At 66.4% G+C, this 14,680-nt stretch carries 14 protein-coding genes; 10 read left to right on the top strand and 4 right to left on the bottom strand.

Features of this window, described 5'->3' with window-relative positions; translation table 11 throughout:
* The first annotated feature begins 4 nt into the window (after positions 1–4).
* The 5 genes from QRN67_RS26525 to QRN67_RS26545 all read left to right on the top strand — a co-directional run bounded on the left by QRN67_RS26525 (position 5) and on the right by QRN67_RS26545 (position 4,971).
* Positions 5–868, top strand: a complete 864-nt coding sequence (locus tag QRN67_RS26525; protein ID WP_285414268.1) for a creatininase family protein — start codon at positions 5–7, stop codon at positions 866–868.
* Between the two features lie 75 nt (positions 869–943).
* Positions 944–1,927 (top strand): ABC transporter substrate-binding protein, encoded by a 984-nt coding sequence (locus QRN67_RS26530; RefSeq protein WP_285414269.1) that lies wholly within the window; start codon positions 944–946, stop codon positions 1,925–1,927.
* A 19-nt stretch (positions 1,928–1,946) separates the two neighbouring features.
* A complete protein-coding gene (locus QRN67_RS26535) occupies positions 1,947–2,783 on the top strand; it encodes an ABC transporter ATP-binding protein (RefSeq protein ID WP_081270157.1) in 837 nt (278 codons plus the stop codon).
* Positions 2,780–3,586: an ABC transporter permease gene (locus QRN67_RS26540; RefSeq protein ID WP_081270158.1), complete on the top strand. Its 807-nt coding sequence runs from the start codon at positions 2,780–2,782 to the stop codon at positions 3,584–3,586. Before QRN67_RS26535 ends, QRN67_RS26540 begins: the two co-directional genes overlap by 4 nt.
* 8 nt (positions 3,587–3,594) lie before the next feature.
* A complete protein-coding gene (locus QRN67_RS26545) occupies positions 3,595–4,971 on the top strand; it encodes an FAD-binding oxidoreductase (RefSeq protein ID WP_205367618.1) in 1,377 nt (458 codons plus the stop codon).
* Positions 4,972–4,977: 6 nt separating this feature from the next.
* Here the strand turns inward: QRN67_RS26545 and lnt are convergent, their stop codons facing one another.
* The 4 genes from lnt to QRN67_RS26565 form a co-directional block, all read right to left on the bottom strand.
* Positions 4,978–6,555, bottom strand: coding sequence for an apolipoprotein N-acyltransferase (gene lnt / locus QRN67_RS26550; RefSeq protein ID WP_285414273.1), 1,578 nt, complete (start codon positions 6,553–6,555; stop codon positions 4,978–4,980).
* Positions 6,555–7,433, bottom strand: a complete 879-nt coding sequence (locus QRN67_RS26555) for a CorC family transporter (protein ID WP_081270160.1) — start codon at positions 7,431–7,433, stop codon at positions 6,555–6,557. The genes lnt and QRN67_RS26555 overlap by 1 nt, the downstream gene beginning before the upstream one ends.
* Before the next feature lie 100 nt (positions 7,434–7,533).
* Positions 7,534–8,262 carry a GNAT family N-acetyltransferase gene (locus QRN67_RS26560; protein ID WP_081270161.1) on the bottom strand — a complete coding sequence of 243 codons (729 nt, stop codon included), beginning with the start codon at positions 8,260–8,262 and terminating at the stop codon, positions 7,534–7,536.
* A gap of 116 nt (positions 8,263–8,378) precedes the next feature.
* A complete protein-coding gene (locus tag QRN67_RS26565) occupies positions 8,379–8,852 on the bottom strand; it encodes an Lrp/AsnC family transcriptional regulator (protein ID WP_081270170.1) in 474 nt (157 codons plus the stop codon).
* Positions 8,853–8,998: 146 nt separating this feature from the next.
* Here QRN67_RS26565 and hppD point away from each other — a divergent pair, with 146 nt between their 5' ends.
* From hppD to QRN67_RS26590, 5 genes are all read left to right on the top strand, one after another.
* On the top strand, positions 8,999–10,126 hold the full coding sequence (gene hppD, locus QRN67_RS26570; protein WP_081270162.1) for a 4-hydroxyphenylpyruvate dioxygenase: 1,128 nt from the start codon (positions 8,999–9,001) through the stop codon (positions 10,124–10,126).
* Positions 10,127–10,155: 29 nt separating this feature from the next.
* A complete protein-coding gene (locus QRN67_RS26575; protein ID WP_285414276.1) occupies positions 10,156–10,959 on the top strand; it encodes a transporter substrate-binding domain-containing protein in 804 nt (267 codons plus the stop codon).
* Between the two features lie 25 nt (positions 10,960–10,984).
* Positions 10,985–11,863, top strand: coding sequence for a phenylalanine 4-monooxygenase (gene phhA, locus QRN67_RS26580; protein ID WP_285414278.1), 879 nt, complete (start codon positions 10,985–10,987; stop codon positions 11,861–11,863).
* Positions 11,864–11,979: 116 nt separating this feature from the next.
* Positions 11,980–13,671: an AMP-binding protein gene (locus QRN67_RS26585; RefSeq protein WP_285414280.1), complete on the top strand. Its 1,692-nt coding sequence runs from the start codon at positions 11,980–11,982 to the stop codon at positions 13,669–13,671.
* Positions 13,672–14,604 (top strand): MBL fold metallo-hydrolase, encoded by a 933-nt coding sequence (locus QRN67_RS26590; RefSeq protein WP_285414281.1) that lies wholly within the window; start codon positions 13,672–13,674, stop codon positions 14,602–14,604.
* Positions 14,605–14,680: the final 76 nt, after the last annotated feature.

Consider the following 14,680-nt stretch of genomic DNA (forward strand, 5'->3'; position numbering starts at 1 on the left):
TCCCATGCTCCACGGCTACATCCCGCCCCACCGCTTCCTGCCCTACCTGAGCTGGACCGAAATCGCCGCGCTGCCCGACCGCGAGAACACCGTCATCGTGCTGCCCTGCGGCGCCATCGAGCAGCACGGGCCGCACCTGCCGTGCTCGGTCGACAGCGTCATCTCGTCGGGCGTGATGGGCAAGGCGCTCGAGAAGCTGCCGGCGGATGTGCGCGCCTTCGCGCTGCCGCCCATCACCTACGGCAAGTCGGAGGAGCACCTGCACTTTCCCGGCACCATGACGCTGACCGGCACCACGCTGCTCGCGACCGTGACCGAGATCGGCGAGTCGGTGTACCGCGCGGGCTTTCGCAAGCTGCTGTTCGCCAACGGCCACGGCGGCCAGCCGCAGGTGCTGGAGATGGCCGCGCGCGAACTGCGCCTGCGCCACGGCGACTTCGTGGTGGTGCCGCACGGCGTGTCGCGCCTGCCGAGCGCGGCCAGCAAGCAGGTGAGCGAGCAGGAGAAGAAGCTCGCGATGCACGCCGGCCATTCCGAGACCGCGCTGATGCTCGCGCTGGCGCCCGAGACGGTGCACATGGAGCGCGCGGTGGCCAACTTTCCGCCGCCCTTTCCCATCAAGCTGCTGTCGGCCGACGGCCGCCCGGCCTGCGCCTGGACCGCGCGCGACTTCGGCCCGAGCGGCGTCATCGGCGACCCGACCACGGCCACGCGCGAACAGGGCGAAGCCATTCTCGAGACGCTCTCCGACAGCTGGGTGCAGGCGCTGACGGAGCTCCACGCGCTGCGCTGGGTCGTGCGCGAGGAAGCCACCTGGGAGCGCGGGCACCAGCAGGGCTTCATCCAGCAGCAGTTCGAAGCCGCCTGAGCCTGCTTCTTGCATCGGCCCGTTCACCGCATTCTTTTTCCCCGAAAACTCTCCAGCCTCCGAAAGGTCCCCACCATGCGCTCCTTCGCACTGTCCCTGGCCGGCGCCGCCGCCATCGCCTTCCTCGCCACCGCGCCCGCGCAGGCCGAGGACAAGTTCACCTACATGACTAACTGGTACGCGCAGGCCGAGCACGGCGGCTTCTACCAGGCCGTGGCGCAGGGCATCTACAAGAAGTACGGCCTGGACGTGACCATCAAGATGGGCGGACCGCAGGTCAACATCACGCAGATGATGGCCGCCGGCCAGGCCGACTGCATCATGGGCTCGAGCGACATCCAGATGATGCAGGTGCGCGAAGGCGGCGTGCCGGTGGTCAACGTGGCGGCTTTCTTCCAGAAGGACCCGCAGGTGCTGATCGCGCACGACGATGTGAAGAAGTTCGAAGACCTGAAGGGCAAGACGCTGCTCATCGGCGCGCAGGCGCAGCGCGGCTACTGGCCCTGGCTGAAGGCCAAGTTCGGCTTCACCGACGAGCAGACGCGCCCCTACACCTTCAACATCCAGCCTTTCGTGGCCGACAAGAACACCGCGCAGCAGGGCTACCTGACCTCCGAGCCCTACGCCATCCAGAAGGCCGGCGTGAAGAGCACGGTGCTGATGTTCAGCGACCACGGCTTCCCGGCCTACGCCACCACCGTGTCATGCATGGAAAAAACGCTGAAGGACCGCAACAAGCAGGTCGCCGCCTTCGTGAAGGCCTCGGCCGAAGGCTGGAAGAGCTACCTCGCCGATCCGGCGCCCGCCAACGCGCTGATCAAGAAGGACAACCCCAACATGACCGACGACCAGCTGGCCTACAGCGTCGCCAAGCTCAAGGAAATGGGGATGATCACCGGCGGCGACGCATCCAAGCTGGGCATCGGCGTGATGACCGATGCGCGCGCCAAGGCGAGCTACGACTTCCTCGTGAGCGCGAAGCTGCTCGACCCGGCCAAGGTCGAACTCGCAAAGACGTACAGCACCGAGTTCATCAAGGACGCCAAGGTCCTGCCCTGATCTTGCCAAGGCCCGCCGCATGAACCGCATCGAACCCCACACCCTGGCGCCACCGCCGGAACTCTCGCCTTCGGTGCCCGCCGTCGAAGTGCTCTCGGCCGAGAAGACCTACCCCAACGGCACGCAGGCGCTGCTGCCGGTGGACCTGTCGATCGCCGAGGGCGAATTCGTCACGCTGCTCGGCCCCTCGGGCTGCGGCAAGAGCACGCTGCTGAAGATGGTGGCGGGCATGCTCGAGCCCAGCGACGGGCGGCTGCTGGTGTGGCGCAAGCCGGTGGGCCAGTTGCACGACAGCGCACGCAAGATGTCGTTCGTGTTCCAGTCGCCCACGCTGATGCCGTGGGCCAGCGTGCGCACCAACGTGCGGCTGCCGCTGGACCTGGCCGGCGTGCCGCGCAAGGAGGCCGACGCGCGGGTGATGGAGTCGCTCGCGCTGGTCGGGCTGGAGAAGTTCGCCGACGCGCTGCCGCGTGCGCTCTCGGGCGGCATGCAGATGCGCGTGTCGATCGCGCGCGGCCTCGTCACGCAGCCCGACCTGCTGCTGATGGACGAGCCCTTCGGCGCGCTCGACGAGATCACGCGCCACAAGCTCGACGCCGACCTGCTCGAGCTGTGGCGCAAGAAGAAGCTCACCGTGATCTTCGTGACGCACTCGATCCACGAAGCCGTGTTCCTGTCGAGCCGCGTGGTGATGATGGCCGCGCGTCCGGGCCGCGTGGTCGAGCAGTTCCACATCGACGAACCGTACCCGCGCAGCGCCGACTTCATGGTGACGCCCGAATTCGCACGCCACGCCAAGCAGCTGCAGGACAGCCTGCTGCGCGCCAGCAGCACCGACGAGGAGCACGCGCGATGAAGAAGAACATTCCCCTGATGAGCCAGCCGCGCGTGCAGCGCGTGCTGTACCCGGTGCTGATCGGCGTGGTGCTGGTGGCGCTGTGGCAGTGGATGGTGGTGGCGATGGAGCTGCCGGCCTACCTCGTGCCCTCGCCCTATCTGATGATGCAGACGCTGGTGACCGACTGGACGCCGCTGGGCAACGCGCTGCTGGTCACGCTCAAGATCACGCTGCTGTCGTTCCTGCTGGCCACGGTGGCGGGCGTGCTGATCTCGTTCCTGTTCGTGCAGAGCAAGCGCATCGAGACCGCGCTCTTTCCGTACGCGGTGCTGCTGCAGGTGACGCCCATCGTGGCGGTGGCGCCGCTGATCATCATCTGGGTGAAGAACCCGGTGGCCGCCATGACGGTGTGCGCGGCGCTGGTGGCGCTGTTCCCGATCATCAGCAACACCACGCTGGGCCTGCGCAGCATCGACCCCGACCTGCAGAGCTACTTCAAGCTCAACCGCGCGACGCGCTGGCAGCAGCTGGTGCGCCTGCGCATTCCGAGCGCGCTGCCGTACTTCTTCGGCGGCCTGCGCATCTCCAGCGGCCTCGCGCTGATCGGCGCGGTGGTGGCGGAGTTCGTCGCGGGCACGGGCGGTTCCGGCGCGGGGCTGGCCTACCAGATCCTGCAGGCGGGCTTCCAGCTGAACATCCCGCGCATGTTCGCCGCGCTGCTGCTCATTTCCCTCACCGGTGTCGCGCTCTTCGTGCTGATGGCCTGGCTCACCAAGGTGGCGCTGGGCTCGTGGCATGCGAGCGAACTTTCCCAGGATTGACCTTGACCATGAATGCTCCCGTTTCCGCCATCGAGCAACTGCTGCTCGAACTGCCCGACCTCGACTGGATCACCGACGAAAGCCGCGTCACGCGGCTGTCCTCCGACTTTTCCTGGTTCAGCCCCGTGCTGGTGCGCCAGCTCAAGGACAAGCGCGCCGACGTGGTCGTGCGCCCGCGCACCGAGGAAGAGATCCGCGCCGTGGTGGGTGCCTGCGCGCGCCGCGGCGTGCCCATCACCATCCGCGGCAGCGGCACCGGCAACTACGGCCAGACCACGCCGCTGGCCGGCGGCGTGGTGCTCGACATGACGGGCTACAACAGCTGCCTCTGGGTGCGCCCCGGCGTGGCGCGTGCGCAGGCCGGCATCCGCCTGGGCGAGCTCGAAAAGCAGACCAGGCCCACGGGGCAGGAAATGCGCTGCGTGCCCTCCACCTACCGCAGCGCCACGCTGGGCGGCCTGTTCGGCGGCGGCTTCGGCGGCGTGGGCTCCATCAACTACGGGCCGCTGGGCGCGCCGGGCAACGTGATCGGCATCCGCGCGATGAGCATCGAGGCCGAGCCGCAGGTGGTCGAACTGCGCGGCGCCGAGGCGATGCGCATGCATCACCTGTGGGGCACCAACGGCCTGGTGCTGGAACTGGAGATCGCCCTGGCGCCCGCGCATCCGTGGCTCGAAACGCTGGTGACCTTCGACGACTTCGAGCGCGCACTGCACTTCGCCGACAAGCTCGCGCACGCGCCGGGCATCGTGAAGCGCGGCGTGAGCTTTTTCGCCGCCCCCATCTCCGACCATCTGGCGCAGCTCGCCGCGCACCTGCCCAAGGGCTGCCACACGGTGCTGTCGCTGGTGGCCGAATCGAGCGAGCCCGCGCTGCTGCAGCTGGTCGAAGCGCACGGCGGCACCGTGGGCTACCGCAAGACGGCGGCGGAGGTGCAGAAGAGCAACCGCACGCTGATGGAGTTCACCTGGAACCACACGACGCTGCACGCGCTCAAGATCGATCCGACGCTGACCTACCTGCAGAGCGGCTTCGTGCCCGGCAGGCATGTGGAGCAGGTGATCGAGATGGAAAAGCTGCTGGGCGCGAACGGCGAGGTGATGATGCACCTGGAGTTCATCCGCAACGTGGCGGGCCTCATGACCTGCAGCGGGCTGCAGCTGGTGCGCTTCAGCACCGAGGAGCGGCTTCAGGAGATCATGCGCATCCACCGCGAGCACAACGTGCACATCAACAACCCGCACGTGAACATCGTGGAAGACGGCAAGGCCGGCGGGCCGCTGCCGCCCGAGGTCATCGCGGTGAAGAAGCGCTTCGACCCGATGGGGCTGCTGAACCCCGGCAAGCTGCGCGACTGGCCGGTGAAGGGCGCGGGGGGCGCCTGAGGCCGTTCAATCGCGGCCGCGGCGGCGCAGCAAGAAGGCTGCGGCCACGATGCCCATCGCCAGGATCCACAGCGGCCACAGCCCGAAGGGCGCGACCCAGCGCGCGTACGGCGTGAGGCCGCGCCGGCCTTCGACGCTGGCTTCGAGCACGCCGCGCGTGAGGCGCGGCAGTTCGTGCGTCACGCGGCCTTCGGCGTCGATCACCACGGTGGCGCCGGTGTTGGTGGAGCGCACCATCGGCCGCGCGAATTCGAGCGCGCGCATGCGCGAGATGGAAAGGTGCTCGTCGATGGCCGCCGAGTCGCCGAACCACGCAATGTTGCTCACGTTGAGCAGGATGGTCGGGGCGCTGGCCTCGTCGCGGAAGTTCGCGCCGATCTCGTCGCCGAACAAGTCTTCGTAGCAGATGTTCGGCGCGATGCGCTGGCCCTGCCAGACGAAGGGCGCCTGCGCCAGACCGCCGCGCGCAAAGTCGCCGAGCGGGATGTTCATCATCTGTATGAACCAGCGAAAGCCCGTGGGAATGAATTCGCCGAACGGCACCAGGTGGTGCTTGCTGTACTGGTAGACCTGCGAGGCGCCGGGCTGGAAGCCCAGCACCGAGTTGCTGTAGGTGCCCGGGCCGCCGAGCCCCGTCATGGGCAAGCCGACGATGGCCGCCTGGCTGCCCTGGCTGTAGCGCGCCCGGATGGCGTCGAGGTAGCCGGGCGGCAGTTGCTGCGGCAGCAGCGGCAAGGCGGTCTCGGGAGTGACGACGAGCGAAGCCTTGGCGTCGCGCAGTTGCTCGCCGTACCAGCGCAATGCGGTCTCGATGCCGCCGCCCGGAATGAATTTCTCGTCCTGCGGGATGTTGCCCTGCAGGAGCGCGACGTTCAGGCTGCCGGTCGCGCCGCCCGCGCCCCGCACGTCGCCGCGAAGCGGCGGAACGAGATGCGGCACGGCGAACACCAGCGCGAGGAGCGCCACGCCCGGCACCGCGTCGGCCATGCGAACCGGGCGATGCAATGCGACCAGCGCAACCACCAGCGCAGCCGCCGCCCCGATGCCGTAGACGCCCACCCACGGCGCGAGCGCCGCGAACGGCCCCTCGACGTGCGCATAGCCGCCGGCGCCCCATGGAAAGCCGGTGAACCAGCTGCCGCGCACGAGTTCGGCAAGCGTCCACAGCGCCGCGAACACCAGCGCGCCCGTCACACGCCCTTTCGGGCCGCGCACCACGAACCATGCCGCCGCCGCGGCGTAGTAGAGCCCCAGCGCGGCGGCCAGGGCCAGCACGGCAATGGCCGCCAGCGGCGCGGGCAGGCCCCCGTAGGTGTGCATCGAAATGAAGAGCCACCAGAAGCTGCCGGTGAGCCACGCGGTGGAGAACAGCCAGCCGTGCAGGCCGGCGCGGCGCCAGCCCGCTCCTTGCGCGCGCAGGCCGTCGAGCAGCCAGACCAGCGCGCCGAGCGACAGCAGCTGCAGCCACCACAGCGGCTTGCCGCCTGCGGGCGAAGCCATCGAAAGCGCCTGGGCGAGGCCGGCCGCACCGAAGCCGAGCAGGCGGAACAGGTTGGCGAGCGGGGAAGCCGGCGCGCGCGCCATCAGTCGGCCGCGTCGCTGCCGCGGGCCGGAGACACCTTGAACCAGCGCACCGCGCCGCCCTTGGTGTGCAGCACCACGAAGTCGAAGCCGCCCATCGCGTGGTGCTCGCCGCGCTTGGGCACGTGGCCCATCTCGTGCGCGATCAGCCCGCCGATGGTGTCGAAGTCTTCGCTGAGCTGCTCTTCGTTGAAGACGATGCCGAATGCCTCGGCCACGCGCTCGATGGGCGTGTCGCCGGAGACGCGGTAGGTGTGGTCGGCCAGGCCGAAGATGTCGCCTTCGTCCTCGGCGATGTCGAACTCGTCCTCGATCTCGCCGACGATCTGCTCGAGCACGTCCTCGATCGTGATGAGGCCGGCCACGCGGCCGAATTCGTCGATGACGATGGCCAGGTGGTTGCGGTTGCCGCGGAATTCGCGCAGCAGGTCGTTCAGGCCCTTGCTCTCGGGCACGAAGGTCGCCGGCCGCAGCAGCGCGCGGATGTTCAGGCCCGGCGCGCGCTGCAGCTTGAGCAGGTCCTTCGCGAGCAGGATGCCGATGATGTTTTCTTTTTCGCCCTCGTACACCGGGAAGCGCGAGTGCGCGGTGTCGATGATGAGATGCAGCAGCGCGTCGAACGGGGCGTCGATGTTGATGATGTCCATGCGCGGCGCCGCGACCATCACGTCGCCGGCCGTCATGTCGGCCATGCGCAGCACGCCCTCGAGCATCACGCGCGACTCTGCGCCGATCACCTCGTTGTCCTCGGCGTCCGCCAGGGTTTCGATCAGCTCGTCGCGCGAGTCGGGACCGGGGTGGATGAATTCGGCGAGCTTCTGGAGAAAGCCGCGCTTGTCTTCCCGTTCTACGGGAGCGCGTTCAGGGTGAGGTTCGGCCACTGCGGGAGGGCGGAGTTGAGGAAGGGCAAGGATACCGGATTGCGTGTGACACGCTCCACCGTACGGCCGGCATAGGCCGTACGGGAACCGCCGGACGGGCTCAGGGGGCGGATTTCTTGCGGGCTTCGCGCATGCCGCTGCGCATTTCCTGCAGGCCGGCCAGGAAGGCCCAGAACTGCTTGGCGCGGCTCTTGAGGGCGAAGTCGACGGCGGCGTAGTGCTCGAGCGCGATCTCGCTCATGCGGCTGTCGAAGGTGGCGCTGGGCAGCTCCAGGTGGGCCTCGGCTTCGGAGCCGCTGCGCACCACGGTGGCGCCGGCGTTGCGGGCGATCTTCAGCATGGCGGCGTTTTCGCTCAGCGCATGGATGAAGAGCATGCCCACGCCTTCGTTGCGGGCCACGACCACGGCGCGCTCGAACAAGCGGGCGCCGTAGCCCCGGCCGCGCGCATGCGCCGAGACCGACACGCCGAATTCGGCGCAATCGCTGTGCTGGTCGCCGGGGGCGAAGGCCAGGTGCGCCATCGCGATCAGGTCGAGGCGGCGGTTGTAGATGCCGAAGAGTTCGTCGCGCTCGAAGTCGAGGCTGTCGACGTAGCGCTGGACCTGCTCGTCGGCCGCCGCGTAGCCGAAGCGCAGGTAGCGGTCGTGCGGGGAGAGTTCGAGCAGGTGGCGCGCGATGCGCTCGCGTTCGCGGGGACCGATCGAGCGGATCGGCACCATCACGGGTTGAGGCGCGCTGGCAGCGCGTGGTTGCGCCTCAACCATCGGCGCTTTCAGGAAAGAGCCAAGGCCGAGAGACGCCTTGAGAAGGGTCTTGGCGGTGAGCATGGCTCAAATGTAAGGGTTTTCCCTTAATCATCAAGCCGCCAGGGTCAATTGCGGGACACGGTCCGTGAATCAGTGCCGAATCGCGTGGCGCCCGTGCAACCCGGCTGCCTGGGTCGTCAGACGGGAACGGCCGTCGTGGCCTTGACGCGGTCCAGCACGAAGCTGGTCTTGCAGTCTTCGACGCTGGGATGCTTGAGCAGCGTGTCCATGATGAAACGGCTGTAGTGGGCCATGTCGGCCACCACCACGCGCAGCAGGTAGTCCATGTCGCCGGTGAGCGCAGCGCACTCGACCACCTCGGGCCAGGTCTGGACGCTGGCGCGAAACAGGTCCATGGGGTTGCGCTTGTGGGTCTCGGTGTGTTTTTCGAGCCGTACGTTGAGGTAGGCGGTCAGCCCCAGGCCGATGGCTTCCGGCTGCACCAGGGCGACATAGCGATCGATGACCCGGCTTTCCTCCAGCCGCTTGACCCGCCGCAGCACGGCGCTGGGCGACAGGCTCACCTGCTCCGCGAGTTGATCGTAAGTCGCGCGCCCGTCTGCTTGCAGCGTGCGCAGAATGAGCCTGTCAATCTTGTCCAGTGCTTCCATTTCCATATTCTTGCAGTTTTACTGCGCGAAGGCCATCGCAAGCGCCCGGAAACGCAGAAAACCTGAGAGCCATCCACCCTACATTGCATGACTGGCCGATTTCGCGCCTTTTCATTGAATACCCCACACCTTTCCGGAGACCACGCATGAGCCAAGCCGACGCACCCGCCTTCACCCCCTGGGAGAACCCCATGGGCACCGACGGCTTCGAATTCATCGAGTACGCGGCACCCGATCCGGTCGCCATGGGCAAGGTGTTCGAGCGCATGGGTTTCAAGGCCGTGGCCAAGCACCGCCACAAGAATGTGCTGCTGTATCGCCAGGGCACCATCAATTTCATCCTGAACGCCGAGCCCGACTCGTTTGCGCAGAAGTTCGCGCGCGAGCACGGCCCGAGCGTGTGCGCCATCGCCTTCCGCGTGCAGGACGCCAAGCAAGCCTACGAACGCGCCACCGCACTCGGCGCCTGGGGCTTTGCCGACAAGGCCGGCCCTGGCGAACTGAACATTCCCGCCATCAAGGGCATCGGCGACAGCCTGATCTACCTGGTGGACCGCTGGCCCGGCAAGAACGGCGCGAAGCCCGGCGACATCGGCAACATCGGCTTCTACGACGTCGACTTCGAGGCGCTGCCCGGCGTCGCGCCCGAGCAGGCGCTCTCGCCGTTCGGCAACGGCCTGACCTACATCGACCACCTGACGCACAACGTGTATCGCGGCCGCATGAACGTCTGGGCCGGCTTCTACGAGAAGCTCTTCAACTTCCGCGAGATCAAGTACTTCGACATCGAAGGCCAGGTGACGGGCGTGAAGAGCAAGGCCATGACCAGCCCCTGCGGCAAGATCCGCATCCCGATCAACGAAGAGGGCAAGGAGCAGGCCGGCCAGATCCAGGAGTACCTGGACATGTACAAGGGCGAAGGCATCCAGCACATCGCCATGGGCTCGGACGACCTCTACGCCACCGTCGACGCGCTGCGCGCCAACGGCGTCACGCTGCTGGACACCATCGACACGTACTACGAGCTGGTCGACAAGCGCATCCCCGGCCACGGTGAGAGCGTGGAAGAGCTGCACAAGCGCAAGATCCTGATCGACGGCAAGAAGGACGCCCTGCTGCTGCAGATCTTCAGCGAGAACCAGCTCGGCCCGATCTTCTTCGAGTTCATTCAGCGCAAGGGCGACGACGGCTTCGGCAACGGCAACTTCAAGGCGCTGTTCGAGAGCATCGAGCTCGACCAGATGCGCCGCGGCGTGCTGAGCGCCGCAAAATAAGCGCTTCTTCATTGCTCCAGGAGCCCGGCATGCGCAGCACGTTTTCGATCGGCCTGACCTTCATCGCGGCGGCTGCTGCCGTTCTTTCAGGCTGCGCCATGCCGCCGGCGGCAACGCCGACGATGGCCGGCTCGCACCTGGACGCGGTGCAAAAGGCCGCCGTGCTGCGCATCTGCACGCCGGGCGACTACAAGCCCTTCAGCTTCCAGAAGGCCGACGGGGCTTTCGAGGGCATCGACGTCGACCTCATGACGGGCTTCAGCGCCAGCCTCGGCGCAAAGCCGGAGTGGATCAAGACCACCTGGGCCAACCTGCTGCCCGACCTTGCCGCCGGCAAGTGCGACATCGCGGTGGGTGGCGTCTCGGTCACCACCGACCGGCAAAAGCGCGCCTTCTTCAGCGCGCCCTACATGGTCAACGGCAAGACGCCCATCGGCCGCTGCGCCGACGTGGCCAAGTACCAGAGCGTGGCCGACATCGACAAGCCGTCGGTGCGTGTCATCTTCAATCCGGGCGGCAGCAACGAACGCTTCGCCCGCGCCAATTTCAAGCAGGCCAAACTCACGCTGCACGGCGAGAACGTGACGATCTTCGACGAGATCCTCGCGAACCGCGCCGATGTGTTCGTCACCGAGGCGGCCGAGGCCATCACGCAGCAGAAGCTCAAGCCGGGCCTGTGCGCGATCAATCCCGACAAGCCGCTGCAGTACGGCGAGATGGCCTGGATGCTGCCGCGCGACGACGTGGCATTCAAATCGTACGTCGACCAGTGGCTGCACCTGCAGCAGGCCGGCGGCGACTTCCAGCGCACGATGGACCGTTGGCTCAAGTAACTCTTCTTCTCCGAGATCGTTTTCCATGGACTCCCCCGCCGCAGCAGCAGTTGTCACCCCCGCCGTGTATGGCGCCTCGGACCGCCCGCCGCGCGGCGACTACTCGCGCGGCGGCACCGTGCTGGCTGACTACACCTGCCCGCAGGACTGGGCGAGCTACACGGCCGCCGACCATGACACCTACAAGCGGCTCTACGAGCGGCAGGCCGCGCAATTGCCGGGGCTGGCCTGCGATGCCTTCATCAAGGCGCTGCCGTCGCTGGGCGTGAAGGACCGCATCCCGCGCTTCGAGGAGCTCAACGAGCGGCTGCATCGCGCAACCGGCTGGGAGATCGTGGCGGTGCCGGGGCTGATTCCCGAGCTGCCGTTCTTCACGCTGCTCGCGAACCGCAAGTTTCCGGTGACCGACTGGATCCGCAAGCCCGAGGAGTTCGACTACATCGTCGAGCCCGACGTGTTCCACGACCTGTTCGGCCATGTGCCGATGCTGTTCGACCCGACCTTCGCCGACTACGTGCAGCGCTATGGCGCGGGTGGCATCAAGGCGCACGAGCTGGGTGCCGGCGAAAAGCTCGCGCGGCTGTATTGGTACACGGTGGAGTTCGGGCTGATCCGCCAGCCGGAAGGCCTGCGCGCATACGGCGCCGGCATCCTCAGCTCGGTGGGCGAGCTGAAGCACGCGGTGCTCAGCGAAGAGCCGCTCAGGCTGCCGATCGACCTGCTGCGCGCCATGCGCACGCGCTACAAGATCGACACCTACCAGGCCAACTACTTCGTGATCGAAAGCTTCGCGCAGCTCTTCGACCTCACGGCGCCCGACTTCACGCCGCTGTACGAAGCGCTCCAGGTCGCCACCGACATCGAGGCCGGCGTGCTGCTGCCAGGCGAGACGGGCAAGGCCTGAGCCATTCGGTCGCCGCGCGGCTATCGCGCGCGCGACAGCGCAAGCCCGTGCCCTAGGACAAGCCCGCTGGCGGCGGAGGCGCACTGCCTCTCACAATCCGCGCCAAAGGAGCTTGCATGCAGACATCCGCGCGACAAAACTATCCTGCCGGCGTACCGCACGAGATTCATCCCGAGCAGTACCGGTCCTTGCCCCACATGTTCGAGGAAGCCTTCGGCCGCTATGCCGACCGGCCGTTCTCGGTCTGCATGGAGCGTTGGATGTCTTTTGGCGAACTCGACACGCTGTCGAAGGCGCTCGGCGCGTGGCTGCAGTCGCGCGGGCTCGAGCCGGGAGCGCGCGTGGCGATCATGCTGCCCAACATTCCGCAATTCGCGGTCACGATGTGCGGCGTGCTGCGCGCGGGCTACACATGCGTGAACGTCAATCCGCTATACACGGCGCGCGAGCTGGAGCATCAGCTGAAGGACTCGGGCGCGACGGCCATCGTCATTCTCGAGAACTTTGCGTCGACGCTTGAAAAAGTGATCGAGCGCACGCCCGTGAAGCATGTGGTCGTGACGTCGATGGGCGACCTGCTGGGCGGCCTGTACGGCGCGTGGATCACGATCGCGGTGCGGCACCTGGCGAAGATCGTGCCGGCCTACAAGCTGCCCCTGAGCGACGAGCGCTCGGTCACGCCTTTCACGCAGGCGATCACCGAGGGACGCGGCCGCACGCTGGGGCCCGACCGCAGCACGCTCGACTCCGTCGCATTCCTGCAGTACACGGGCGGAACGACGGGTTTGTCGAAGGGCGCGGTGCTGACGCACCGCAACATCGTCGCCGCGACACTGCAGGCCGAAGCCTGGTTCACGCCGGCACTCGAACGTGCCGGCGACCTGTCGAAGGTCAACAGCATCGCGGCCCTGCCGCTGTATCACATCTTCGCGCTGACGCTGTGCCTGCTGGCGATCCGGCAGGGCTCTCACATGACGCTGATCCCTAACCCGCGCGACTTCAACAAGTTCATTGCGGTGCTGAAGAAGCGGCCCTTCCACATGCTGCCCGCGGTGAACACGCTGTTCAATGCGCTGTTGATGCATCCGGAATTCAAGACGCTCGATTTCTCGACGCTGTTCGTCTCGCAGGCGGGGGGCATGGCGGCCTCTGAAGGAACGGCACGCAAGTGGTTTGAGGTCACCGGCTGCCCGATGATCGAGGGCTGGGGAATGAGCGAGACCTGCGCGATCGGGACCAACAACCCGGTGTCGAACACCGAGTTCACGGGGACGATCGGGCTGCCGCTGCCGAGTATCGAGATCGCGATCAAGGACGACGAAGGCAATTCACTCCCCGTGGGGCAGTCCGGCGAACTCTGCATCAAGGGCCCCAACGTGATGGTGGGCTACTACAACCAGCCCGCCGAGACCGCAGCGGCGTTCACGGCAGATGGCTTCATGCGGACTGGCGATATCGCGGTAATGCAGGAAGATGGCTACAGCCGGATCGTCGATCGCAAGAAAGACATGATCCTGGTGAGCGGCTTCAACGTGTTTCCGAACGAGCTGGAAAATGTGATTTCGCTCTGCCCCGGGGTCGTCGAATGCGCGGCTGTGGGTGTACCCGACGAGAAGCAGGGAGAGGCGATCAAGGTATTCGTGGTGCGAAGGGACCCGGCATTGACCGAGGACGCGGTGCTCCAGTATTGCCACTCGCAGCTCACCGGCTACAAGCGGCCCAAGCACATCGAGTTTCGGGAGTCGCTGCCGAAGACGAATGTGGGCAAGATCCTGCGGCGGGAGCTTCGCGCCAGCGCGGGCGCCTGAATGAGCCAATCGTCGGCAAGCGCCGGTCTTCCGGCGAACGTAATCGTGCTCGAGCGGGGATGGCTTTCTTCGAACAACATCTTGTTCCTGGGCGTCCACGAGACAGCAGTGGTCGACACCGGATATGCGACGCATGCGGAGCAGACGGTGGCACTGGTCGAGTCGGTGCTTGGAGATCGGGCGCTTGATCGCATCCTGAATACGCATCTGCATAGCGATCACTGCGGAGGCAACTCGGCGCTGGAGGAACGCTATCCATCGGTTCGCATCGAGATACCGCCTGGCGAGGCGGCGCTGGTGGAGCGTTGGGACGAAAGCGGCCTGAGTTTTTTGGCGACGGGACAGACTTGCCCGCGGTTCGGCTTCGGCGGACTATTGCAACCGGACACCGAGTGCATGCTGGGTGACAGGCCGTGGCAGGTGCATGCGGCGCCGGGGCACGATCCGCACTCGATCATCTTGTTCGATGCAGCATCGCGGACGCTGATCTCCGCAGATGCGCTGTGGGAACACGGATTCGGGATTGCCTTCCCTGAGCTTGCTGGCGAGCCTTCATTCGGGGACATGGCGGCAACGCTGGACTTGATCGAATCGCTCGGGCCCTTGCGGGTGGTTCCCGGACACGGTGCGATCTTCTACGACGTCAGCAAAGCTCTTGCTATCGCACGCAAGCGCCTCGACGGATTGCAGCGCGATCCGGTCAAGCACGCGCGGCATGCGATCAAGGTGCTGATGAAGTTCAAGCTGCTGGAGATGCAGGTTGTGGCTCTCGAGGAATGGCGGCTGTGGCTGCACAGTACGCCGTACTTGGCCATGATTCACGCCCGGTTCTTTGGGGGCGTTGAATTCGATCAACTTACCGCTGATATCTTGCAGGAATTGATTGCGGCGGGAGCTGCGGAGAAAGACCAGATCGCGATTCGCAATCTTTGAAAGATGGGGCTTCTCGCCTGCTCGCCCCAAAGCAAAAAACCCCAGTCAATTGCTTGACTGGGGTTTTCTGGGCTGT

The sequence above is a fragment of the Variovorax sp. efr-133-TYG-130 genome (assembly GCF_030208835.1).
Lineage (GTDB): Bacteria > Pseudomonadota > Gammaproteobacteria > Burkholderiales > Burkholderiaceae_C > Variovorax.